Annotated in this window: 18 protein-coding genes and 1 pseudogene; 10 read left to right on the plus strand and 9 right to left on the minus strand. The window is 56.9% G+C overall.

Annotation, left to right across the window (positions count from 1 at the left end):
- Window positions 1-85 precede the first annotated feature (85 nt).
- A complete protein-coding gene (locus tag M504_RS10660) occupies window positions 86-1,099 on the plus strand; it encodes a thioredoxin domain-containing protein (protein WP_052200620.1) in 1,014 nt (337 codons plus the stop codon).
- Window positions 1,099-2,250, plus strand: a complete 1,152-nt coding sequence (locus M504_RS10665; RefSeq protein WP_232296244.1) for a SurA N-terminal domain-containing protein — start codon at window positions 1,099-1,101, stop codon at window positions 2,248-2,250. Before M504_RS10660 ends, M504_RS10665 begins: the two co-directional genes overlap by 1 nt.
- A gap of 72 nt (window positions 2,251-2,322) precedes the next feature.
- Here the strand turns inward: M504_RS10665 and M504_RS10670 are convergent, their stop codons facing one another.
- The 4 genes from M504_RS10670 to M504_RS10685 form a co-directional block, all read right to left on the minus strand.
- Window positions 2,323-2,856 (minus strand): helix-hairpin-helix domain-containing protein, encoded by a 534-nt coding sequence (locus M504_RS10670; RefSeq protein WP_047491039.1) that lies wholly within the window; start codon window positions 2,854-2,856, stop codon window positions 2,323-2,325.
- A gap of 175 nt (window positions 2,857-3,031) precedes the next feature.
- Window positions 3,032-4,096, minus strand: a complete 1,065-nt coding sequence (locus M504_RS10675) for a LacI family DNA-binding transcriptional regulator (protein WP_047491040.1) — start codon at window positions 4,094-4,096, stop codon at window positions 3,032-3,034.
- Window positions 4,097-4,191: 95 nt separating this feature from the next.
- Window positions 4,192-5,610, minus strand: coding sequence for a rhamnulokinase family protein (locus tag M504_RS10680; RefSeq protein ID WP_047491042.1), 1,419 nt, complete (start codon window positions 5,608-5,610; stop codon window positions 4,192-4,194).
- A gap of 79 nt (window positions 5,611-5,689) precedes the next feature.
- Window positions 5,690-7,903, minus strand: coding sequence for a bifunctional rhamnulose-1-phosphate aldolase/short-chain dehydrogenase (locus M504_RS10685; protein WP_047491046.1), 2,214 nt, complete (start codon window positions 7,901-7,903; stop codon window positions 5,690-5,692).
- Window positions 7,904-8,172: 269 nt separating this feature from the next.
- Between M504_RS10685 and M504_RS10690 the strand changes: the two genes are divergently transcribed.
- Entirely contained in the window at window positions 8,173-9,021 is an 849-nt protein-coding gene (locus tag M504_RS10690) for a fumarylacetoacetate hydrolase family protein (RefSeq protein WP_047491049.1), read from the plus strand.
- Window positions 9,022-9,110: 89 nt separating this feature from the next.
- Here the strand turns inward: M504_RS10690 and M504_RS10695 are convergent, their stop codons facing one another.
- Both M504_RS10695 and M504_RS10700 read right to left on the minus strand, forming a co-directional pair.
- Window positions 9,111-9,434: a helix-turn-helix transcriptional regulator gene (locus M504_RS10695; RefSeq protein ID WP_047491052.1), complete on the minus strand. Its 324-nt coding sequence runs from the start codon at window positions 9,432-9,434 to the stop codon at window positions 9,111-9,113.
- Window positions 9,434-9,934 carry an SRPBCC domain-containing protein gene (locus M504_RS10700; RefSeq protein WP_052200622.1) on the minus strand — a complete coding sequence of 167 codons (501 nt, stop codon included), beginning with the start codon at window positions 9,932-9,934 and terminating at the stop codon, window positions 9,434-9,436. The genes M504_RS10695 and M504_RS10700 overlap by 1 nt, the downstream gene beginning before the upstream one ends.
- A 142-nt stretch (window positions 9,935-10,076) precedes the next feature.
- On the opposite strand from M504_RS10700, the gene M504_RS10705 reads away from it, so the two are divergent.
- Both M504_RS10705 and M504_RS10710 read left to right on the plus strand, forming a co-directional pair.
- The gene (locus M504_RS10705) at window positions 10,077-10,490 is read left to right on the plus strand and encodes a nuclear transport factor 2 family protein (RefSeq protein ID WP_047491057.1); all 414 of its coding nucleotides are present in this window, start codon (window positions 10,077-10,079) and stop codon (window positions 10,488-10,490) included.
- Window positions 10,491-10,603: 113 nt separating this feature from the next.
- A complete protein-coding gene (locus M504_RS10710) occupies window positions 10,604-11,662 on the plus strand; it encodes a thioredoxin family protein (protein ID WP_232296245.1) in 1,059 nt (352 codons plus the stop codon).
- A gap of 38 nt (window positions 11,663-11,700) precedes the next feature.
- Here M504_RS10710 and M504_RS10715 read toward each other — a convergent pair whose 3' ends face one another.
- Window positions 11,701-12,474, minus strand: coding sequence for an SDR family NAD(P)-dependent oxidoreductase (locus tag M504_RS10715; protein WP_047491060.1), 774 nt, complete (start codon window positions 12,472-12,474; stop codon window positions 11,701-11,703).
- A 26-nt stretch (window positions 12,475-12,500) separates the two neighbouring features.
- Window positions 12,501-14,003 carry a glycosyl hydrolase family 39 gene (locus tag M504_RS10720; RefSeq protein WP_047491064.1) on the minus strand — a complete coding sequence of 501 codons (1,503 nt, stop codon included), beginning with the start codon at window positions 14,001-14,003 and terminating at the stop codon, window positions 12,501-12,503.
- Between the two features lie 178 nt (window positions 14,004-14,181).
- On the opposite strand from M504_RS10720, the gene M504_RS10725 reads away from it, so the two are divergent.
- The 4 genes and pseudogenes from M504_RS10725 (at window position 14,182) to M504_RS10745 (ending at window position 17,941) form a co-directional block, all read left to right on the plus strand.
- Window positions 14,182-14,967: a (Fe-S)-binding protein gene (locus tag M504_RS10725; protein ID WP_047491067.1), complete on the plus strand. Its 786-nt coding sequence runs from the start codon at window positions 14,182-14,184 to the stop codon at window positions 14,965-14,967.
- Window positions 14,964-16,451 carry a LutB/LldF family L-lactate oxidation iron-sulfur protein gene (locus M504_RS10730; protein ID WP_047491070.1) on the plus strand — a complete coding sequence of 496 codons (1,488 nt, stop codon included), beginning with the start codon at window positions 14,964-14,966 and terminating at the stop codon, window positions 16,449-16,451. Before M504_RS10725 ends, M504_RS10730 begins: the two co-directional genes overlap by 4 nt.
- Window positions 16,444-17,103, plus strand: coding sequence for an LUD domain-containing protein (locus M504_RS10735; protein ID WP_047491073.1), 660 nt, complete (start codon window positions 16,444-16,446; stop codon window positions 17,101-17,103). Before M504_RS10730 ends, M504_RS10735 begins: the two co-directional genes overlap by 8 nt.
- Before the next feature lie 196 nt (window positions 17,104-17,299).
- Window positions 17,300-17,941 (plus strand): annotated as a pseudogene (locus M504_RS10745) (TIGR03435 family protein).
- Here M504_RS10745 and M504_RS10750 read toward each other — a convergent pair.
- Window positions 17,942-19,645 carry a beta-xylosidase gene (locus tag M504_RS10750; protein ID WP_047491084.1) on the minus strand — a complete coding sequence of 568 codons (1,704 nt, stop codon included), beginning with the start codon at window positions 19,643-19,645 and terminating at the stop codon, window positions 17,942-17,944.
- Window positions 19,646-19,914: 269 nt separating this feature from the next.
- Here M504_RS10750 and M504_RS10755 point away from each other — a divergent pair, with 269 nt between their 5' ends.
- Window positions 19,915-20,994: a YeiH family protein gene (locus M504_RS10755; RefSeq protein ID WP_052200624.1), complete on the plus strand. Its 1,080-nt coding sequence runs from the start codon at window positions 19,915-19,917 to the stop codon at window positions 20,992-20,994.
- Window positions 20,995-21,066: the final 72 nt, after the last annotated feature.

Raw genomic sequence — 21,066 nt, forward strand, 5'->3', positions numbered from 1 at the left:
CTCCGATCTTTCGCCTTAGGCTACCATCCCACCGTTGTGCCCTTGTGAAAAGTGGTTCGTCTAACAGGCCTGAGATAATGAAAGGATGTCGATGTTCCCTCGCACTACGCGTCTTTCCGCAATTCTTCTGCTGGCTGCCAGCACCATTCTTAGCAGCGGTTGCCGTGCCCAAGCGGGCGCGGATGCCATGAAGATGTCACCGGAATTAACGCGTCGCATCGCTCTGCTCATCCGCACGAAGGCACAGTTGCCCTTTACTTATGAAGTGAAGGTGAACGATCGCCACCCGAGCCCCGTTTCCGGCTACGACCAGATCACGGTGTCCATTGGCGAATATGGCAAGCCCCTCAAGCCCATGGCCTTCCTCATCAGCAAAGACAATCAGTCGCTGGCGCAGATGAACACGTTCGACCTGTCGAAAGATCCCGCGACCCTGACCAGCGATGCAGGCCGTCCTGCACGCGGCGGCAGCGAAAAAGCTCCAGTCAAGATCGTGGTCTATGACGATCTGGAATGCCCTTTCTGCGCGCGCATGCATGCACAGATGTTTCCGGCCATCACGAATCGGTATGGCAACAACGTCCGCATCGTATATAAGGACTTCCCTCTAACCCAGATTCATCCCTGGGGCTTGCACGCCGCAGTAAACGCCGACTGCCTGGCAGACCAGAGCGACAAAGCCTACTGGAACTACGTGGATGACATGCACAGCCATCTGGATACGATCGGCATTGATCCCGACGCAAAGACCAAGGACAACAACAAGACGCTGCCCGTGGCTCTGAAGCAACTGGACCGCGCCGCGCTGGATGAAGGGGCAAAGCAGAAGCTGGACATGAAACGCCTGAATGCCTGCGTGGAGAAGCAGGATGAAACCGCTGTGAAGGCCTATATGAAGGAAGGCGAGGGCCTGAGTGTCAACGGCGTTCCAGCCCTGTTCATCAATGGCGAAATGATCACCGGCGCGGTGCCAATCGAGTTTGTCTATCGTGCCGTGGATGACGCCCTGCTGGCTCAGGGAGTCACGCCTCCACCGGCAGTTCCACTACCTTCGCTGGACGCTCCCGCGGCCTCCACCGAATCTCCGGCGGCTAAATAATGTTTCGTGAATCTGCACAGCTTCTGCCGCAATCGTGCGCTCCGGGCGCGAAGGCGTTACCATTGCACCGGATGCTTCTAAAGACCGCACATCGCGCCACCTGGGTATTTTCTGCCCTCAGTCTTTTCACCGTTGTTGCCACCGTAGGGTGTAAGAAGGAACACGGAGCGGACGTGGTCGCCAGCGTGAATGGCCATGCCATCATGCGTTCTGAGCTGGACCGCACCTACGACGATCAGGAGCGCGGCAAGCAGGACCAGCAGCCCATCACGGAAGAACAGGCAAAGAGCGACAAGCTGACCATCCTCCGCACGCTCATCGATGCGGAGATTACCGAACAGCGCGCTGCCAAGATGAACCTGACGGCCACTAATGAAGAAGTGGACGCCAAGTTGACGGAGATGAAGAGCCACTACACCGAAGAGCAGTTCAACCAGATGCTCAAGGAAAGTGGTCGGTCGCTGGATGAGGTTCGCCGCGACCTGCGTAAGCAGTTGACGCTGGAAAAGCTGTTCAATAAAGAGATCAACAGCAAAATCAATGTGACCGACGGCGAAGTTTCCAGCTTTTACAACTCGCACAAAGCGGACTACAACCTGATTGAAAACAAGATTCATCTGGCGCAAGTGATGGTATCGAGCCAGCCTCTGCCACAGGGTTCGGCTTCGCCTAACCTGCAGGGTAGCAAGGCAAACAACGATGTTGATGCGCGCAAGAAGATTGCCACTCTGAAGGCGCAACTGGATAGTGGTGCGGACTTCAGTGCGGTTGCAGCGAACTACTCCGAGGATGCGCAGACGGCTTCGAATGGCGGGGACATGGGCTTCGTTCCTGAATCCCAACTACGGCAGGATCCGCAGATCTGGAACGCTGTGAGCCAATTGAAGGCTGGTGAGAACACGCCTATCCTGCCAATTACTCGTCCCGGATCAAAAGAACCGGTTGGGTATTGGATCATCCATCTGGTAAGCCGCGAAGCAGCAGGGCAGCGCGATCTTAACAATCCTGCGGTTCAACAGAGCATTCGCGATCAGATTCGCAACACCCGTAGCCAGCTACTGCGCAGCGCTTACATCGAAATGTTGCGCGATCAGGCGAAGGTGGAGAACTATTACGCGGAAGACATCTTCAAAGCAGGTTCAGGCGCTTAGAGATCACGATTTTTCACCCCATACAAAAAGGCTCGGCATATGCCGAGCCTTTCTTTTACTCGCTTGTTTTGATTAAAACTGCAGATCGGCAGCGTGCGCATCGAACTTCGCGGCATCGATGCCCGGCACTTTCTTCAGATCATCAATCGTTTTGAAGTTACCGTTCTTATCGCGATAGGCCACGAGTGCCTTCGACTCGTCGTCGGTCAGTCCCAGATCTGTAACAAGCTGGGTTGCCGGTTCTGTGTTCACAGCAATCTTGTGTGCTGCAGCAGCAGCGGGTGCGGCCGCGCCAGCGCTATCCAGACCGTAGTTCTTCGTGACGTAGTCCAGAATGGCCTGAAAATCTTCATCGGAGCCGGTAGCACCGTAGCCCACCATCTTGGTGATGGTAGCGGTCCATCCATCGCGGTCCTTGTGCTGGCCGGTGATGTTGGTGATGGAGTGGCACTTGGTGCAGGTGGCCACGGTAATGTCTTTACCGGGACCGGCGGGCATCTGGTCTGCCGCAGACTGAGCGGAAACCGCGTTGCCCAGAGAAACGCCCCAGACCAGCAGCGGAAGGCCAAACGTCAAGCTAAGTAGTACCGGCTTTGCATGCTTCATGTGTTCTCAGTCACCCGTAAAAAGAAGTTACAAACAATGAAGACCCGGGGCGCGGACGTGCGTTGCGGTCAGCGGGCCAAGCGATGCAATGCACCATGCCTCCGCCTGGCAAGCAAGCGGAGAACTTCACGGTAAGATTGCAGCGGTTATTCCGACGCGTCCAGTGTATCGCGTTTTATCCGCGCTTTTTGCTACGGGGACGCGCCGTTCCGCGCTCTGCATGGGGTTCGCTGCTGGATTCTCGCACCACCAGCGTCGCTGGCAGGCGAACTGTTTCCAACGGCAACGGGGCTTCGCCGCTATTGCGAATGCGACGCAAAAGAACCTGGACGGCGCGTGCGCCGATATCTGTTGCGGGCTGAACAATGGTGGTGATGCCGGGACGAAAAAAGTCCTCGCCGTTGAGTTCATCAAAACAAACCACTGCCACATCACGCGGTGTTTCCAGCCCCAGCGCATACAGCGCCTTCAACATACCCAGCCCGGTGACGCCGTTGGTGGCGAAGATGGCGGTAGGACGTTCCCGAGATCCGAGCAGGCCTTCCTGACAGACGCGCGCGATTTCACCCTGCTGGAAACCGGCCTGCCAGACGAGACGTTCGCGAACCTGAAGACCATGGTGCTGCATGGCGGTGCGGTAGCCGCGAAGGCGCGCCTGTTCGTTGCGCAGCGTGGGTGGGCCGGTGATGACGGCGATCTCACGATGTCCACGCTCCACCAGATGCGAGACGGCCATGGCCGCCGCGCGCGCATCGTCTACGCAGACGGAATCTACAGCCAACCCTTCCGGCAGACGATCAAGACAGACCAGCGGTGCCTGTGCGGTCACAGCTGTGGCCTGTTCCTTTGTCCAACCGTGGCCACCCGCGGCTACCAGCAGGGTGCCTTCGCTACGCTGTGAACGCAGCAGTTCCAGCATGGCGCCTTCGCGTTCCTGATCGTTTTCACTATCGAGCACCATCAGGAAGTAACCCGCTTCACGCGCAGCGGATTCGGCGCCGCGAATAATGTGCGGATAGAACGGCACAGTGATGTCCGGCACAACAATGCCGAGGGTATGCGTTCGATTGGTGCGGAGGCTGCGTGCGATCAGGTTCGGCTGATAGTTCAGTTCACGGATGGCCGCAAGCACGCGCTGGCGCGCTGCTTCACTGACGCCCGGGACGCCGTTGACAACATTCGAAACCGTTCCGGCGGAGACGCCTGCCAGCTTAGCCAGCTCTTTTTGCGTAGGTGCCATTCAGAAGGGAATTGTAGCGTCTCAGAGCACCAAAGCCACATTTGGTGCTCGAAAGAAGGGCGAACATGGCGTTCGCACCTCATTGGTTTTCGCTTTTAGAAGGCTGTCCGCAGTGCAGACGCCCATTCCGCAATGCTTTGTGCGTCGGCGGAGTTTTCCAATGCGGCCATCTGCACGGCGAAATTGCCCAGCGTGGACGACTCCACGGCGCCGCGGACAACTTCCAGTCCGGTCGCCTGCGCCGTTAGGCGGTTCAGCACTTCATTGCGGCTGCCTCCGCCCACGATGTAGACCTTCTTCAGCTTCTTGCCGGTGATGGATGCGATGGCATCCAGTACTTCTGCATAGCGGAAGGCGAGACTGTGCAGGATGAGCGCGGTCATCCCCGGTGCATCTTCGGGATAAGGCGAAAGTGTGGGATGGCCGTTCTCTTCAAGCTGCCGGTTGATGCGCGCGGGCATGTCGCCGGGCAGCAGAAGGTCTGGCGCGTCCACATCGATGAGGTATTGCGGTTTGCCCAATGCTTCGGCCAGCGGCAGCAATTGTTCAAAGCTCCAGTCACGTCCGGCGGCACGCCACGCGTCCAGGCAGTTGCGCAGCAACCACATGCCGTTCACGTTCTTGTGGAAGAGGATCCGTCCACCCGCGCCACCAAAGTTGGTCAGGTTTTCGTCGCGTGCGGGTTGCGAGTTGTTCGGCTCTTTCAACAACGTTCCCACCAGCGACCACGTACCGCTGGAGATGTAGGCCCAATCCTCTGCAGCGTCGGGAATGCCTGCGATGGCCGACGCTGTGTCATGGCAGCAGGGCGCGATCAGTTGCGTATCGCGGAATGCAGGCAGCGATGCAAGCGGCCCGGCAAGTTTGCCTACGATGGTTCCTGGCGGCACGATGGGCGAAGCCATCTCAGGATCAAGATCGAGCTTTTCAAAGATGCCAGTGGCCCATTCGCCACGGTGCAGATCAATGAGCTGCGTATGCGTGGCATTGGTGTATTCGCTGACCGCCTGACCACCCAACCGATGGAGAATGTACTCAGGAAGATGCAGCCATCGTGTCTGCGGCAAGCCCGCCATCTTGTCCGCGTAAAGCTGGTAGAGCGTATTGATACGCATGATGCCGATGGCAGTGAGCACGCGCATCTGCGACGCGGGGAGAATCTCGTGAACAGCTCTCTCGCTGGCAATATTGCGCACATCGCGATAGCAGTACGGATCGCCAATGGCCGCGCCGTTTTCGTCGAGGCGAGCATAGTCTACTGCCCAGCCATCGACGGCGATGGAACGGATGCCTTCCGTGGCAATGTCTGCGCACTTCTTCAGGCCTTCGATAAGGCCAGCTTCAATGTTTGTAATGTCCCAGCGGAGCCCTTCTGAAGTTTCCACCGCGTTATTCAGGAAACGATGCACCAGTGTGCTCTGCGGGCCATTCGCGGTCCAGCGCAGCAGCGAGACGCGGCAGCTTTCCGCTCCAAGGTCGATGGCGACGAGTGCGCGTGTGTCGGTGGGTGTCACTTGGTGCTTCTCCATAAGGGGAACAGACACGAGGAGCGTGGCAGATGGCCACGCTCCTCGTTTTGGTTAGGTCTCCGAACTAACGAAGGAAGGCTTCCGGCAGCCCGCCATCCACAGGGATGAGGTGGCCGCTGGTCACCGGAGCCTTGGGGCCGCCGATGAAGAGGATTGCCTCTGCGTTGTCCTTCGGATCAATGGGGACATGCGTCAGCGTACGACGTGCGTAGAACTCCGCCAGCTTGTTGCGCAGGTCGTCATCGCTATCGTTCTCTTCAAAGGCGATGTTGTACTTGGCAAGCGAAGCCTTCACGCGGTCACGTGGGAACATCGTCGACCCCTTCACAACCGTCGCCGGGCTGATGCCGTTCACACGCACGTCAGGCGAGAAGGTGATGGCAAGTTCACGTACCAAGTGGCTGAGCGCCGCCTTGGAGATGTCGTAGACCTCGCTTCCCTTCTTCGGTACGACGGCGTTGGCCGAGCTGGTGAGCACGATGGACGAACCCTGCAGACCCTGTGCCTTGAAGACCTTGTTCGCTTCATCGCCCAGCAGCCAGTTGGCCGTCACGTTGATCTCAAGCGTGGTGCCCCATTGCGCGTCGCTGATAGCGCCCGTGGGTGACGACGGGAAGATAGCCGCGGTGTTCACCAGGATGTCGAGACCACCGAAAGCTGCAACCGCCTTGTTCAGCGCTTCACGAATCTTCTCGCGGTTGCGGATGTCGATGGTGACACCAATGGCCGCTTCCTTGCCAGCAATCGCCTGCGCCTCCGCAGCAACCTTGTCTGCGCCTTCCTGCGTGAGGTCGGCAACGACGATGTGTGCTCCACGTTGTGCTGCAAGCAGAACCGTCTCGCGACCGATGCCCGAAGCCCCACCGACAACCATCACGATGCGACGGCTGAGTTCCTTCTCGGGTGGCTGACGCTGAATCTTGGCTTCTTCCAACGCCCAGTATTCGATGCGGAAAGCTTCGCTGGGCGGCAGTGCAACGTAGTTCTCTTCCGTTGCGAACGCCGACGTGTCCGCAGCAGGACCAGACTGCGGCAGCACCGGCGGGCACTTGCCTTCGCCCAGTTGGCCTGCGCCGCCCATCACGTGGATGGCGTTGGTATAGAACTCGCCCGTGATGCGGCTTTCTGCCTTGTTCTTGCCGAAGCTAAACATGCCCACGCCGGGAATCAGAACTACCGTCGGGTTGGGATCGCGCATCTTGGGCGACTCAGGCAGAGCATGGTTGGAGTAATACTGCGCGTACTCCTTGCGATACGTTTCCAGAGTGGAAGCGATGGCCTTCTTCAGACCCTCCACGTCGCCGCCCTTCACGTCCCACTCGACGTACATGGGGCGAATCTTGGTGCGGATGAAGTGGTCCGGGCAGGAGGTGCCCAGGTGCGCCAGCTTCTTTGCGAACTCGGAGTTCACAAACTCCAGCACATCTTCCTTGTCGCTGAAGGTGCCGATGAGGCGCTGCTTCTGCGAGACGCCACCACGGATGATCGGCATCAACTGCGCTGCCAGAGCCTCGCGCTCGGCGTGGTTTGTATGCTTCGCTCCACCGAATGCCGGTGCGCCCTTCTTCAGGTTGTGCGCTTCAATGAACTGACCGATCTGGTCGATGATGGTGACGGTGTTCAGATAGCTCTCACGCTGCGTTTCGCCCCACGTGAACAAGCCGTGCCCGCCCAGAACGATGCCGTCGCAGCCGGGATTGTCAGCGACTGCCTTCACCAGCATCATGCCCAGTTCAAAGCCCGGCCGCTGCCAGGGAACCCACACGATCTTGTGGCCGAACTCTGCGTTGAACTGCTCCATCTTGTCCTTGCCGTTGGCCGACGCAGCCAGGGCAATACCCCAGTCGGGGTGCAGATGGTCAACATGCGGGAAGGGCAGATAGCCGTGCAGCGGCGTGTCGATGGACGCGGGTGTGGGGTTGTTGTTGAAGGTGCAGAGGGGGTACATGGCCACCATCTCATCCTCAAGCTCCACGCCGCGGTAGCGCTTCACCAGCGCCAGCAGCTTGTCGAGGTACAGCGTGGCAAAGCCCGCGCGCTTGATGGAACCCAGGTCGCCGCCGGAACCCTTCACCCACAGCACCTTCACCGTGTCGCCGGTGAGCGGATCGATCTCATCGAGCTTCGAGGAGGTGTTGCCGCCGCCAAAGTTGGTCAAGCGCAGGTCCGAGCCGAGCAGGTTCGAGCGATAACGGAGCAGTTCCGCAGGATCGAGCTTTGACGCAACGGCGTCGTCCCAGCGGTCTTCCAGAAACTTCAGCTTTGCAGTGCTTTCCATGAGGTCCCTTCTCAACATTCCAAGCGCCGTCAGACTGGCAAAGAAGGCCACGCCGTCTTTACCCAAAAGTCCGCGGACGCCGCATCATCGCACAGCGAAAGTGGAGTTGGCCACGGTCGCGGTGTGAATTTTGAATCGTCTCAATTCTACGCGCAAATTTCTACGGCGCGTCCGCGGGGCCGGACAAATTCCCTGCGCTTTCATGGTGACCGTGAGCAAGGCCATGCCGTTGCAAAGTACATTGGTTGGCAGAGGAAAGCTGACCGACCATGAAACTTGTTCGTTATGGCCGTCCGGGACAAGAGCATCCCGGCGTTGTGGCTCCGGATGGAACCGTGCGTGATCTGACCGGCATTGTGCCGGATATTGCTGGCGATACCCTGCGTCCGGAGGCGCTGGCGGAGCTGGCTGCGCTGGACCTGAACCGCCTGCCCGTCGTTGCTGCCGGGACACGCATGGGGGCCTGCGTGGGCCGCGTGGGCAAGTTCCTGTGCATCGGCCTGAATTACGCCGACCACGCCGCCGAATCGGGCATGGAAGTGCCTAAGGAGCCCGTGCTGTTCATGAAGGCCACATCGTCTATCTGCGGCCCAGATGACGGCATCGTCATCCCGAAGGATTCGGAGAAAACCGACTGGGAAGTTGAGTTGGGTGTGGTCATTGGCCGTGAAACCCGCTACGTTTCCGAAGCAGACGCGCTGGATTACGTTGCCGGATACTGCGTGATCAATGATCTGTCCGAACGCGCTTTCCAGCTTGAGGGCACCGGCCAGTGGGTAAAGGGCAAGAGCGCCGACACCTTCGGTCCCATCGGCCCATGGCTGGTGACGAAGGACGAAGTTCCCGATCCGCAGAACCTGAAGATGTGGCTTGAAGTTGACGGCCATAGCTACCAGGACGGATCAACGAAAACGATGGTCTACGGTGTGGCCCATCTCGTCAGCTACCTGAGCAAGTTCATGAGCCTGCAGCCGGGCGACATCATCTCCACAGGCACACCGCCGGGAGTGGGCCTGGGACAGAAGCCACCGGTGTATCTGAAGCCCGGACAGGTGGTGAAGCTGGGTATTGAAGGTCTGGGCACGCAGACGCAGAGGGTCTCGGCTTACAGCGCGTAGTCGATCGGTATCGACAGCGTTTGAAAAACACACAGAAGGCGCATCATGCCACTACCGCGATTTCGCATGTGGCGTGATGCGCTTTCTCGTTATTCCTCTTCATCAAGAAGTGCTCCCAATCGGTCGAGCTTCTTCTCCCAGAGAGACTTACGGGCAGCCATCCAGTCAGTCGCTGGAGCAAACCCTTTCGCCCGGAGCGAGCAGGTTCGCACACGACCGACTTTCCTTGTGCGGACAAGACCACTGGCCTCAAGCACCTGGATGTGTTGAACGACCGCTGCCAAGGTCATCTTGAGTGGCTTCGCAAGATCAGAGACCGAAACAGGCCCCTCACTCACGCGCTCGACGATGACCCGCCGAGTCGGATCGCCAAGCGCATTGAAGACGCGAGCATAATCGTGTGCGGTTCCCATTAGCCGTTCCTATCCAATTCTTCACCTAGTTTGCTGAGGACGTCGTTTGTGCCTATTTCGCGACCGCGACCAGCTTCTGGATCGTCGAAATATACGCCCTGCTCAGTGAATACAAGCTTGGTGCCCTGTCCTTCTCGAATAAATTCAACGGTGTTTTGCGAAGAAGACATGCGGTGGTCGCCACAATCCATCGTGTACACGAAGACGATGCTGTGGTTGGGAATGATCCGGTGATAGCGGGTGTCGTTGCGCATCAGTTCGCCTCCCGGAACGCGGAAGGTCCACCGCTCGAACTCATCCTCCTTGAAATTCATCTCAAAGCTGACAATTTCAAAGTCCTGTCCGTGATGTTTGCGCGCCGCGGAATTCGGATCGTCCTCGCCTCCCATCCAACGACGCTTCTTAACGGGATCTCGAAATGCGTCAAACACCTTTTCCGGTAGATGTGGGTAGTGCCTTTCGATGGTGAACGTGCCGAGCGTAATTGCGCCCTTATTCATTGCAATTCTCCTGAATTAGTAAAGTCATTGCTTTACCATTACGCGACGTGAAGGAATATTTGTCAAGTTTAAACTTAAGTATTCGCACGCTCGTTTATGCGTCTTCTGTCCTGATCCGACATCTCATTCCGCAGGAGAGATTATGAGCACACTGATCGTTCCGCCGTTCACTGATCCAGACCTGGCTGCGCAGAAGGTGCAGATTGCAGAAGACCTCTGGAATACCCGCGATCCTGAAAGGGTTGCTGCCGCATATACCGAGGACACGCAGTGGAGAAATCGTGCGGAGTTTCTGACCGGGCGTGAGGCAGTGGTGGAGTTTCTGCGCCGCAAGTGGAACCGCGAGCTTGATTACAAACTCAAGAAAGAGCTTTGGGGATTTCGGAACAATCGGATGGCGGTGAAGTTTCACTACGAATGGCACGACGATAGCGGACAATGGTTTCGCAGCTATGGAAATGAGTTGTGGGAGTTTGCACCGTCAGGGCTGATGCAGCGGCGTGAGGCCAGCATCAACGATATGCCGATTCGAGAAGCGGACCGCACACTTCGGTAAACCACTTGGAGTCACGCACATGTGAGGTAGCGTGTGTCCGATCCAACCTATTGAGTAGATATTTTGAACGGCAATAAGGATCAAGACCGATGTTAAGTTCTTCGCTGCGAAGCATGTTTCGACTTGCAGTTATTAGTACCGCGTTTACTTTGGCGCTTGGCGTGTTTACAACGGCACACGCACAGGAACTGGACGCGCCAAGCATCGTGGGCAGCACACCGCTCCCTTCGCTCGCTAAGGCCACTGGCTGGATCAACTCGAAGCCTCTGACAGCGAAAGACCTCAAAGGCAAAGTGGTCCTCGTCGACTTCTGGGATTATTCCTGCATCAACTGCATCCGTGCCGTGCCTTACATCCGCGCCTGGGCTGAGAAGTACAAAGACAGCGGTCTGGTAGTTATTGGTGTCCACAGTCCCGAGTTTGATGAGGAAAAGCTGCAGCCGAACGTGGAGAAAGCCGTGCAGCGGTTCGGCATCACGTATCCCGTCGCCGTCGATAGCAACTACGCCATCTGGACGGCATTCCACAATCAGTATTGGCCCGCACATTACTTCATCGATGCAAAGGGTAAGGTTCGCTTTGAACATTTCGGCGAGGGCGAATATGACAAGTCTGAGCGTTGGATTCAACAACTGCTGAAGGAAGCCAATGCAACGTCCATGCCCTCAGGTATCGCAAATGTGCATGGGCAGGGTGTGCAGGCCGCTGCGAATACGAATGAGATCGAATCGCCCGAGACCTATGTTGGTTATGCTCGTGCCGCACATTTTGCTTCACCGGGAGGCATCAAGCGCGATACAGAACACCTGTATGCTGAGCCCGGAAAATTGCAATTGAACGACTGGGGATTGGTGGGTATGTGGAACGATCATGGCCAGAGCGCAGTACTGCAATCTGCGGGCGGGAAGATTGTCTTCCGCTTCCATGCGCGCGATCTGCATCTTGTTCTTGGGCCCGGTACCGCTGGCAAACCGGTCCGTTATCGCGTGACCATGGATGGCAAGCCCTTAGGCGCGAATCACGGCGTGGATACTGACGCTCAGGGCAATGGCGTAGTGATGGAGCATCGACTGTATCAACTGATTCGCCAAAATGGTGCGCTTACCGATCACACGTTTGCGATTGAGTTCCTTGACCCTGGCGTGCAAGCTTTCTCTTTCACATTCGGATGAGGAACTACTTCGGTTGCGGGGTATAGTCGGGACTCTGGCTATACCCAACCGCCATCGACAACGAAACTTTGATTCGTAATGGCTGAGCTGTCATCTGCAGCAAGGAACAACACCGTGCGGGCAACGTCATCAGCATAAAGATGGCGTTTTAGCGCCTGCCGCGACATGACTTCTGCGGTGTACTCGGGTGTCATCCACAGGCGCTTCTGCCGTTCAGTAAGAATGGCTCCAGGGAGCACGGCATTCACGCGGATGTTGTCCTTGCCTACTTCGTGCGCCAGTGTCCGTGTGAGGCCAACGATCGCAGCCTTTGCCGTAACGTACGCGGGCAGTCCTGTGGACGGAATCATCCACGAGATAGAGCTGAGGTTGATGATCGATCCGCGCTTCTGACGCTGCATGGACGGCAACACTGCCTGCGACAGGAAGAACTGGTGCCGCAGATTCACCTGCATGGCCGCATCCCACATCTCGGGCGTGACATCTTCGATGCGATGGCGCGTGTCGTTACCTGCATTGTTTACCAGCACATCGACAGTGCCGTGCGCTTGTTCAATTTGAGCGGCAACGCTGCGTAATGCCGCGACGTCTGTAAGGTCGCAGTGATAATACGTGGGTTGGGTGTGGCGAGCGGATGCGATGCGTTCGATGAGCGCCTGCGCTGCTTCATCCTGAATATCCAGGAACGCCACCTGCGCGCCCTGTGCGGCGAACGCCTCTACGATGCCTTCACCAATACCGCTGGCACCACCTGAAACAATGATGGAGCGGTTACGAAGACTTGGGTAAGTGGCGAAGGCCGTGGTTTCCATTGCCGTCCATTGTAAGCAGTCCGTTGCTACGGTACATCGATCACGGCAACTTCAAAAGGCTCCAGCGCAATCTCATTGCCGCTGACGGCCTTCATTGCTGGAGGATTATCACCTGTGCTGGGCGCTACGTATGTGATGGATTTTGCAGTGTCAGTGCCAAGATTCAACGTCTGCGGAACCGCGCGTTTGTTCAACACGAGAATCTTCTTGCCCCGCGACATGTCGAACGCCTGCACCGTCATATCGCTACCTGCGCTGGTGGTAGCAACGAGCTTGTCGCCGGGCCCAAAGTTGTCATGTAGCATTTTCAGCGTCCGGAAGCGCGGGTTGGGCTGGGCGGTGTTGTAGTTCATCATGCTGACGGACGGATACTGCGTGGGGTAACCAACGAGTTGCGATTCGCCCACCACGTCAATCCCCATCTGCGCCGACTTCACATAGAGATACGCATACAGCGCCGATGCAAGGTTCCAGTAGCCCTCAGGTTCCGCCACTGAGCCTTTGCCATTGTTGCTGTCGTTGTCCGTGGGCAAGATTACGCCGAGTTCGTTCAGATCGGTCTTCGTTGCGGGTGTCAGGCGTTGCTTGATCTGCTCAATGAACTTGGCGCCCGTAAGAAAGCCGTCGGCCTGATCGAAAAACGTGTACTGCATAGCTGCAATGGGTTCGCCGCGTGGCGGTGTCGCATAAAAGTGATAGCTGATGAAATCCACATCCACACTAGCCCTGTGGTTTTTCGGATTCAAGAAGTATTCCCACATAGCGCCGTCATCGCGGGGTGCTGCAGCGCCAATCGCAACGAACTTCAGATCCGGCTGTACCTTGCGCATGGCTTCCACCACGGCGTCGAAGAACTTCGTGTATCCCTCCGGCGTCCAGTGGTGCTCAAAGTCGATTTCGTTGAGCACCTCCCAATACGCGATCCTGTAGTGGTGGCCGCTGGCATGCCATTTGCCGTTCTCATCGGTGAGTCCGCCCTTGGTGTACCAACTCAACAGGCGCGCGTAGTAATCAGCGGCTTGCTTGTAGGTGGGATCTACGATCTCCGTCCCCTTGGTGTAATCCCAGAAAACCTGGTTGGGATCAGTCGGGTACGTTACAGGCTTTTCCGTCTTCCACAACCACGCGGGCATGGTGCTGAAGTTCAACATGACGCTGTGGCCCGCGGTCGCCTGCATAAAGTCGTCCAGCGTGGGGTCAATGTATTGGAAGTCCCAGCTTGTCTGTTCTTTTGTGGGTGGCTCAAGCTCTGCCACCGCCTGCCTGGGGTAGGGAAGCCACGGAACATACCGCACATAATCCGCGCCCAGCAGCTTCAATGCAGCGAAGGAACCGTCGTGCAACTTTGCGCCACGCAGCAACTGCGGATTCACAACCACCTGCAGGGTGGGCGTAGTGCGCGATACGGTGACGGTCTTTGTCCAGTCGACATGTACGGTCGGAGCGGCGGGTTGCTGTTGCGCACTCGTAAGCAGAGGAACGGCCCCAAGACTGACTACAAGAACAGAAATCCGGTGATGGATACGCATCCATTTCTCCTTCGCTGCGCGCAAATACCCTGTCAGTGAACGCCATGAGCCTAACGTGCGTCCCGGATGTGCGCAAGTTGCAAACCGGGGCCGTAGCCGCCTGACACAATCCGGTAGTAGCATGGCTGGTGAAAGATTCTGTACGGACTGAATCGTTTCATATCAGGGAAAAACTGCCTTGCGCATTCATTTGTTCATTGCCTGCTACAACGACACGCTGTTCCCACGCACGGGCATGGCCGTGGTCAACCTGCTGGAGCGCCTGGGCCACGAGGTGGTTTTCCCCACTAGCCAGACCTGCTGCGGCCAGATGCATTACAACACCGGCTACCACGCTGAGGCATTGCCCATTGTGCGAAAGCTGCTGCATGAGTTCCTTGATGCGGAAACCATCGTCGTGCCCAGCGCAAGCTGCGTGGCCATGATGCGCGACCACTATGAACTGATGGCGCACGACGCGAATGACCTGCACATGATGGGCGACGTGAAGAGTTTTCTGCCGCGTGTGTTTGAGTTCAGCGAACTCCTCACAGACAAGCTGGGCATCACCGATGTGGGCGCATACTTTCCGCATCGCGTGACGTATCACCCAAGCTGCCATTCGCTCCGACTCCTCAACGTGGGCGACCGTCCGATCCGTTTGCTGCAGGGCGTGGAAGGCCTGGAATACACGCCGATGGAAGGCAGCGATCAGTGCTGCGGTTTCGGCGGAACCTTTGCGGTGAAGAATGCGGAAGTGTCTTCAGCCATGCTGGCGGACAAGATCGGCTGTGTGAAGAAGTCGAATGCAGAGTTTGTGGCGGCGTTGGACAATTCCTGCCTGATGCAGATTGATGGTGGCCTGCATCGCGAGATGGGTTCGCGCGATCGCATTCGTCCGGTGCATCTTGCCGAAATTCTGAACAGCACACGCAAGAATCCTTTGACCGCTGAAGCACTGGCATGGGAAGGAGCCACCGCATGAGCGTTCGTGTGGGTCACACCGCAGAGAAACCCGCGTTCCCAATCCTTGCGCATGAGTTGCTGCAGGACGACCAGACGCGGCGCAACGTGCGCCATGCCACGAATGTCATCCGTAACAAGCGCGCGCTTCGCGTGGAAGAGATGCCGGACTGGCAGGATCTGCGCACATCCGCGCACGCAATCAAGACACATACGCTGTTGCACCTGCCGCATTATCTGGAAGAGTTTGAACGCAATTGCATCCGCGCTGGTGGACAGGTGCACTGGGCTCGCGATGCCGATGAAGCGAACACCATCGCCATCCGCCTGATCCGTAAAGCAGCGGAGCGACTCGCGGTGGAACATCCTGAGGTCATCAAGGTGAAGACCATGACCTCCGACGAGATCGGGATGAATCGTGCTCTGGAGCGCGAAGGCATAACGCCGTGGGAGACCGATCTGGCCGACATGATTGTGCAGATGGGTAAAGATGAACCATCGCACATCGTCGTTCCGGCGCTGCACAAGAATCGCCATCAGGTGCGTGAACTGTTCCTGCAGAATATGGGGCTTACGGAACTTGGCACTGAGGCCGAGGATTTAACCGGAGCAGCGCGCCATTATCTGCGCAAGAAGTTTTTGGAAGTTGGCATCGGCATTAGCGGCGCGAACTTTGCGATTGCAGAGACAGGTAGTGTTTGCGTCGTTGAATCCGAAGGCAATGGTCGCATGTGTGTCACCATGCCAAAGACGCTGATCACGCTTATCGGCATTGAGAAGGTGATCCCGAAGTTCGACGATCTGGAAGTGTTTCTACAATTGCTGCCGCGCTCCGCGACCGGCGAGCGCATGAATCCCTACAACAGCATCTGGACGGGTGTAACTCCGGCCGATGGGCCGCAGGAATTTCACGTGATCCTGCTAGACAACGGCCGCACACGCATGATGGCCAACGTGCGTGAACGCGAAACGTTGAACTGTATCCGTTGTGGTGCATGCCTGAATCAGTGCCCTGTATATCGCGAGACAGGTGGCCATGCCTACGGGTCCATTTATTCCGGCCCCATCGGTGCGATTCTTTCACCTCAGTTGAATGGCATGAAGTATTCACGCTCATTGCCCTACGCCTCGTCGCTGTGTGGTGCGTGCTATGAAGTATGTCCCGTAAAGATCAACATTCCAGAGACGCTGATTCATCTGCGCGGGAAGATCGTTGCACAGGATCAGAACACGCTGTCAGGCAAGCTCTCGCAGGAGAGCATGGGCATGAAGATGGCCGCGCATCTCTTCGAACATCCGAAGCAATACGAAGCTGCACAACGTCTTGCTCGTACCGGACAAGGTCTGTTTGAAAAAGATGGCAAGCTGGTGAACCTTCCTGGCATGGCCGCAGGATGGACGCAGTATCGGGATCTTCGCGCATTGCCGAAGCAGAGCTTCCGCGAATGGTGGAAGCGAAGCCACACGGATCGCGGAGATGGCAGCAGTGGAGTGGGCGATGAGTAATGACGCACGTTTTACAGTACTGGACACAATTCGCCGCCAGCTTGCCGCTGATCCTGATGTGGAAACGCTGATCGACGATTCGCCGGAAGAAGCTTACGCACGCATCCCGCGCAACTATCAGCGCACCGCGAAACTGAATCGCGAAGAGACGTTGGAGCTGTTCTACGACCGACTACGCGATTATGATTCGGAACTTGTCTTCACGGATGAAGCAGGTATTGCAAACGCTGTTGCCCACGCCATGCGCGAGGCAAACGAGACGCTTCTCCTAGTCCCCGCAGGCGTTCCCCAGGAATGGCTGCCCCAGAATGATGTGGAAGTACGCCGTGATTTCGATCTGCCCCTGCAGCCGTTGGAGGAACCTCGCGTTGTCCTTACGCCGTGCACCGTGGCCATTGCGATGAGCGGCACCATCATTCTTGAACATGGCGATGAGCAGGGCCGTCGTGCTGCAACGCTGCTACCGGACCATCACATCTGCGTGCTGTGGCGCGACCAGGTAGTGGAGACGATTGCAGAAGCACTGCAACGCATCACACATCGCACCTCGCCCATTACCACCATCGCAGGGCCATCCGCTACCAGCGACATTGAGATGACGCGCATCCGCGGCGTACACGGCCCACGGCGATTGACGGCCATCATCCTGTAAAACAATGGGCATGAGATTTGTCTGTCTGCTGCCGCTTCTGTTCGCTGCCGCGCTTCCTGCGCAACAATCGGCAACACCGCCGGGCGGTGCGCCAGTGCCGTGGGAGACCACCTCCATTCATGTCACAGACCCGGCGCATGCTGACAATGGCTTCGAACACAACGTGGCGAATGGCTTATCGCAACATGCCATGACCATGGACTTCTTCATTGCAGCGGCATATACCTTCACCATCTTTCCCACGAAAGACCTGATTGAGGGTCTTCCTGACTGGGCAAAGGATACGAAGTATGACGTGGAAGCGCGCGTGGCCCCGGAGGATGCGGCGGCATAAAAGAAGCTCACGAGCCTCTCCATTCCAGATACCGCGAAGGCATTTGCCACGCGGCAGTACACCGGCGAAATGCTGATGGACCAGGCGCTGCTGGAAGATCGTTTTCACTTGAAGGTGCACACAGAACTACGGGAACGCAGTGTGTTTCTGCTGACTGTGGCGAAGGGTGGCCTGAAGATGAAAACGGCTGCGAATCCGGCGCATGGCTCAGCGAACTTTGATCGCGGCCATATGTCCGGAAAGGGCATACCAGTCTCGTTTATCGGCAACCTACTGAGCATGCCTGCGGGCGGCCTAGTGGTAGATCAGTCAGGCGATGTGGGGCAATATGATTTCGAACTGCATTTTGCTCCGCAGAACATGGATACAACAGCATCCGGCGCCAGCAACGATCCGGATTTCTTCACAGCCATCCAGGAACAGCTCGGGCTGAAACTGACGCGCGGCAAGGCGCAAGTGCCCGTGGTCGTAATCGACCACATCGAAAAGCCCTCCGATAACTAGTTACCAATCAAAGAGAAACAACGACACACTCTGAGCAGGCAGCGAAACATTCATCGTTAGCGTTGCGTTCTTCACCGCGACACGATGCGCAGGGCCCATCGATTGAAGACCATCTATAGACTTCAGCTTGCGGAGCTGATCCGGTGTGGGATAAGCAGGAGATCCAAGTTGCTGCCACACGGTGTAGGCATTGCTGTGCGTACTGTCAATGCGATATTCCGTTACGCGCACGGCATGTACCGCGCTGGGCAATTGCGCGATCGTGAGTTGGATTGATGCTGTCGTTGTAGATGCCGCAGCGTCGTTGTAATTCCACAGCATCGTGGCAGCGCTGTGAGAATCTCGGGTAGCCATGGCTGCGATGTCGGAATTACCACGAACTCCATCAGCGAGAGCTTTATCGAGCGCAACTTCAGCGCTACTGGTGGCTGACACGCGTGTGCCGCTCATCTTCGCAGCCATTCGGAAGAAGTTCAGGATCGGCTTATCCACACCATTAGTGGAAAGATCGCGAAAGCCCTCAAACGAGTCGCGGTTCTCAAACTCGAACGACCAGCTCAACATGCTGATGAGGTTGACGCCATGTTTGTCCGCAAGATCGAACAGCCGCTTGTACGCTGCTGCTGTATAGGCTGGGTATAGCGTGCCATTGCGATAGTTGTTTGCAGGATTCACTTTGCTGGAGCAAGCTGCGCAACCCTCTGGATCAGCCTCAGACAGAATGATGGGCAATGCCTTGAACTGCGGATAACTTGCGATGAGTGAAAAACCGCGGTCTACATCGCGCAGTTCGCTGCGGATGCCCATCGTGACTTCACCATTCTGAATAACGGGCTGCCCTTTTGCATGAAAACTGATGAACTGCAGCGGGATGGTCTTGCCATCGGCTGCGCTACGATCATCGCGAACATGATCCAGAAATCCCTTGAGAAATGCGTAAGCTTCATCGGAGCGCGGACCAGTAGTCGCAGGGCCACCAACGATTGCATTCGGAAGAGCAGCACGAACACCAGCAACGGCATAGTCATACAGCTTGAAGTAGTCCTGCGGCGAACCGTGCCAGTAATCAATGTCGGGTTCGTTCCATACCTCGAAGTACCATTGCTGCACGGTGTCACGGCCATAGCGCTGCACAAGATGCTCGGTGACGGTGCGACACAACTCACCCCACTTCACATAATCCTTCGGAGGATTGTTGCTGCGGCCGCTGATGGTGCTGGCCGGATAGTGCACCTGGTAGGCTTCGGAGCGTCCCGGCACATCTGCAGCAAGGTCTTTCGGCATGAAGCCAAGCTCCACCATCGGCCTCACACCCGCATCGCGATACGCGTCGAAGATACCGTCGAGCAGTGTGAAGTTATATACCGGCTTTCCGTGCTCATCCTCGCTGTAGACGCCAGTGGAACTCCACTTCAGCTCCGGTACACCGCTTCCGCTGGTCAGCAGGTGATGAGCACGGATCGTAACTGGCACAGGGCTGAGATCGTGGAGCTCCTTCATCAAAGCGCGACCGTCATGCATCGTGGTGAAGTTTGATTCGTCGTACCCGAACCATGCATAAATCGGCTTGTACGCGCCTATGGCTTGGTCGAGATTCACCGTGATGTTTACCGGCTGCGCCGTATCTGCAGGCAGAGTGCGGTGAGCAACAGCAGAAGGTGCAATAGCAAATAATCCGGCTACGACGCATGAAACCCACCTCATACATTTGCGATTCACGGCAGCACTCCCTGAGTGAAGACTTAGACAGCAAGCCTACTACTGACCGAATCGCCTGCGCATGAACCTGCCTCCCGCGTGAAGATGTTTGCATAACGTTAGGTGGCAGCCGTATCTTCATAGAACCCATGACAACTCCTTCACAACGTATTTCTGCTGACACCTGGGCCGTGTTGCTTGCATTAGCGCTGGCTTTACTGGTTCGCTTCGGCGTGCTCAACGTTGTGCCCTGGTAAAGGTTCAGGAGACCACTCTTGTCGAATACTCGTGCAGTTCCTGATACCTCTGGCCCGCTTGTGAATCTGTTCCGCACTTTGCCCGGCATCCTTTTGCTATTTGCTGTCGGCTACGCAGGAAAGTTTCTAGAGCAGTTCATTGCTCGCTACGGCAAGGCGCACCATCTTGTCTTGCCGAACATCGAGTATGTGTTGTGGGCAATCCTGATCGGTCTGTTGATCTCCAACACTGTTGGCGTACCGAAAATCTTTCGCAGCGGAGTAGCCACCTACGAGTTCTGGCTGAAGCTTGGCATTGTGCTGTTGGGTGCGCGCTTTCTGATGGGCGACATCCTGAAGCTTGGTGGATTGGCGCTGGTACTGGTGTTTGTTGAGATCATTCTCGCGTTGGCTTTCATGACATGGCTGGGCAAGCGGTTCCGTCTGGCGCCCAAGCTGGTTTCGTTGTTGTCCGTCGGAGCTTCGGTGTGTGGTGTGTCGGCCATCATCGCCACGCAGGGCGCGATTGACGCCGATGAGGAAGATTCGTCTTATGCCATTGCCGCGATCCTCGCGCTGGGTGCGGTATCGCTGTTCCTGTTTCCGCTCATTGGTCATGCGCTGCACCTGAGCGATCAGGCTTACGGTGTGTGGACTGGTCTCGCCGTGGACAATACCGCGGAGACCGCCGCTGCAGGCGCGCTGTATTCCGATGCTGCGGGTAAGGTCGCTGTTCTGGTGAAGACATGTCGCAACGCCATGATTGGCTTTGTGGTTCTTGGCTACGCCATCTACTGGGCATCGAAGGGACAAGCTTCAGGCGTAGAAAACAAAGTTGCGTTTCTGTGGAAGAAGTTCCCGAAATTCGTTCTTGGCTTTCTACTGATTTCCACGTTGGCTAGCATTCAGTTTTTCTCCAAGACAAACCTGGTAGCGCTTGGTAATCTCTCGCGCTGGGCGTTTCTACTGACCTTTGCAGGTGTTGGTTTACGTACCAGCTTCCGTGATCTGAGCAAGCAGGGTGTGCGCCCGTTGATGGTAGGTGTCATCGGCGAAGTAGTGATTGCGGTGATGACATTGGCGTTGGTGTGGGGTGCGGATCGCGCCTTCCATCTCTGATGGAACGGTCTCATTCACTGGAAATAAACAGCTAAGAAGCAAGCTATTCCGCGCTACACTGGCAGCCCCCGC

The organism is Terriglobus sp. TAA 43 (genome assembly GCF_000800015.1).
Taxonomy (GTDB): Bacteria; Acidobacteriota; Terriglobia; order Terriglobales; family Acidobacteriaceae; genus Terriglobus.

Coding starts and splice junctions, on each gene's coding strand:
- M504_RS10660 (WP_052200620.1), top strand. CDS start 86: ATGTCGATGTTCCCTCGCACTACGCGTCTTTCCGCAATTCTTCTGCTG.
- M504_RS10665 (WP_232296244.1), top strand. CDS start 1,099: ATGTTTCGTGAATCTGCACAGCTTCTGCCGCAATCGTGCGCTCCGGGC.
- M504_RS10670 (WP_047491039.1), bottom strand. CDS start 2,856: ATGAAGCATGCAAAGCCGGTACTACTTAGCTTGACGTTTGGCCTTCCG.
- M504_RS10675 (WP_047491040.1), bottom strand. CDS start 4,096: ATGGCACCTACGCAAAAAGAGCTGGCTAAGCTGGCAGGCGTCTCCGCC.
- M504_RS10685 (WP_047491046.1), bottom strand. CDS start 7,903: ATGGAAAGCACTGCAAAGCTGAAGTTTCTGGAAGACCGCTGGGACGAC.
- M504_RS10690 (WP_047491049.1), top strand. CDS start 8,173: ATGAAACTTGTTCGTTATGGCCGTCCGGGACAAGAGCATCCCGGCGTT.
- M504_RS10695 (WP_047491052.1), bottom strand. CDS start 9,434: ATGGGAACCGCACACGATTATGCTCGCGTCTTCAATGCGCTTGGCGAT.
- M504_RS10700 (WP_052200622.1), bottom strand. CDS start 9,934: ATGAATAAGGGCGCAATTACGCTCGGCACGTTCACCATCGAAAGGCAC.
- M504_RS10705 (WP_047491057.1), top strand. CDS start 10,077: ATGAGCACACTGATCGTTCCGCCGTTCACTGATCCAGACCTGGCTGCG.
- M504_RS10710 (WP_232296245.1), top strand. CDS start 10,604: ATGTTTCGACTTGCAGTTATTAGTACCGCGTTTACTTTGGCGCTTGGC.
- M504_RS10715 (WP_047491060.1), bottom strand. CDS start 12,474: ATGGAAACCACGGCCTTCGCCACTTACCCAAGTCTTCGTAACCGCTCC.
- M504_RS10720 (WP_047491064.1), bottom strand. CDS start 14,003: ATGCGTATCCATCACCGGATTTCTGTTCTTGTAGTCAGTCTTGGGGCC.
- M504_RS10730 (WP_047491070.1), top strand. CDS start 14,964: ATGAGCGTTCGTGTGGGTCACACCGCAGAGAAACCCGCGTTCCCAATC.
- M504_RS10735 (WP_047491073.1), top strand. CDS start 16,444: ATGAGTAATGACGCACGTTTTACAGTACTGGACACAATTCGCCGCCAG.
- M504_RS10750 (WP_047491084.1), bottom strand. CDS start 19,645: ATGAGGTGGGTTTCATGCGTCGTAGCCGGATTATTTGCTATTGCACCT.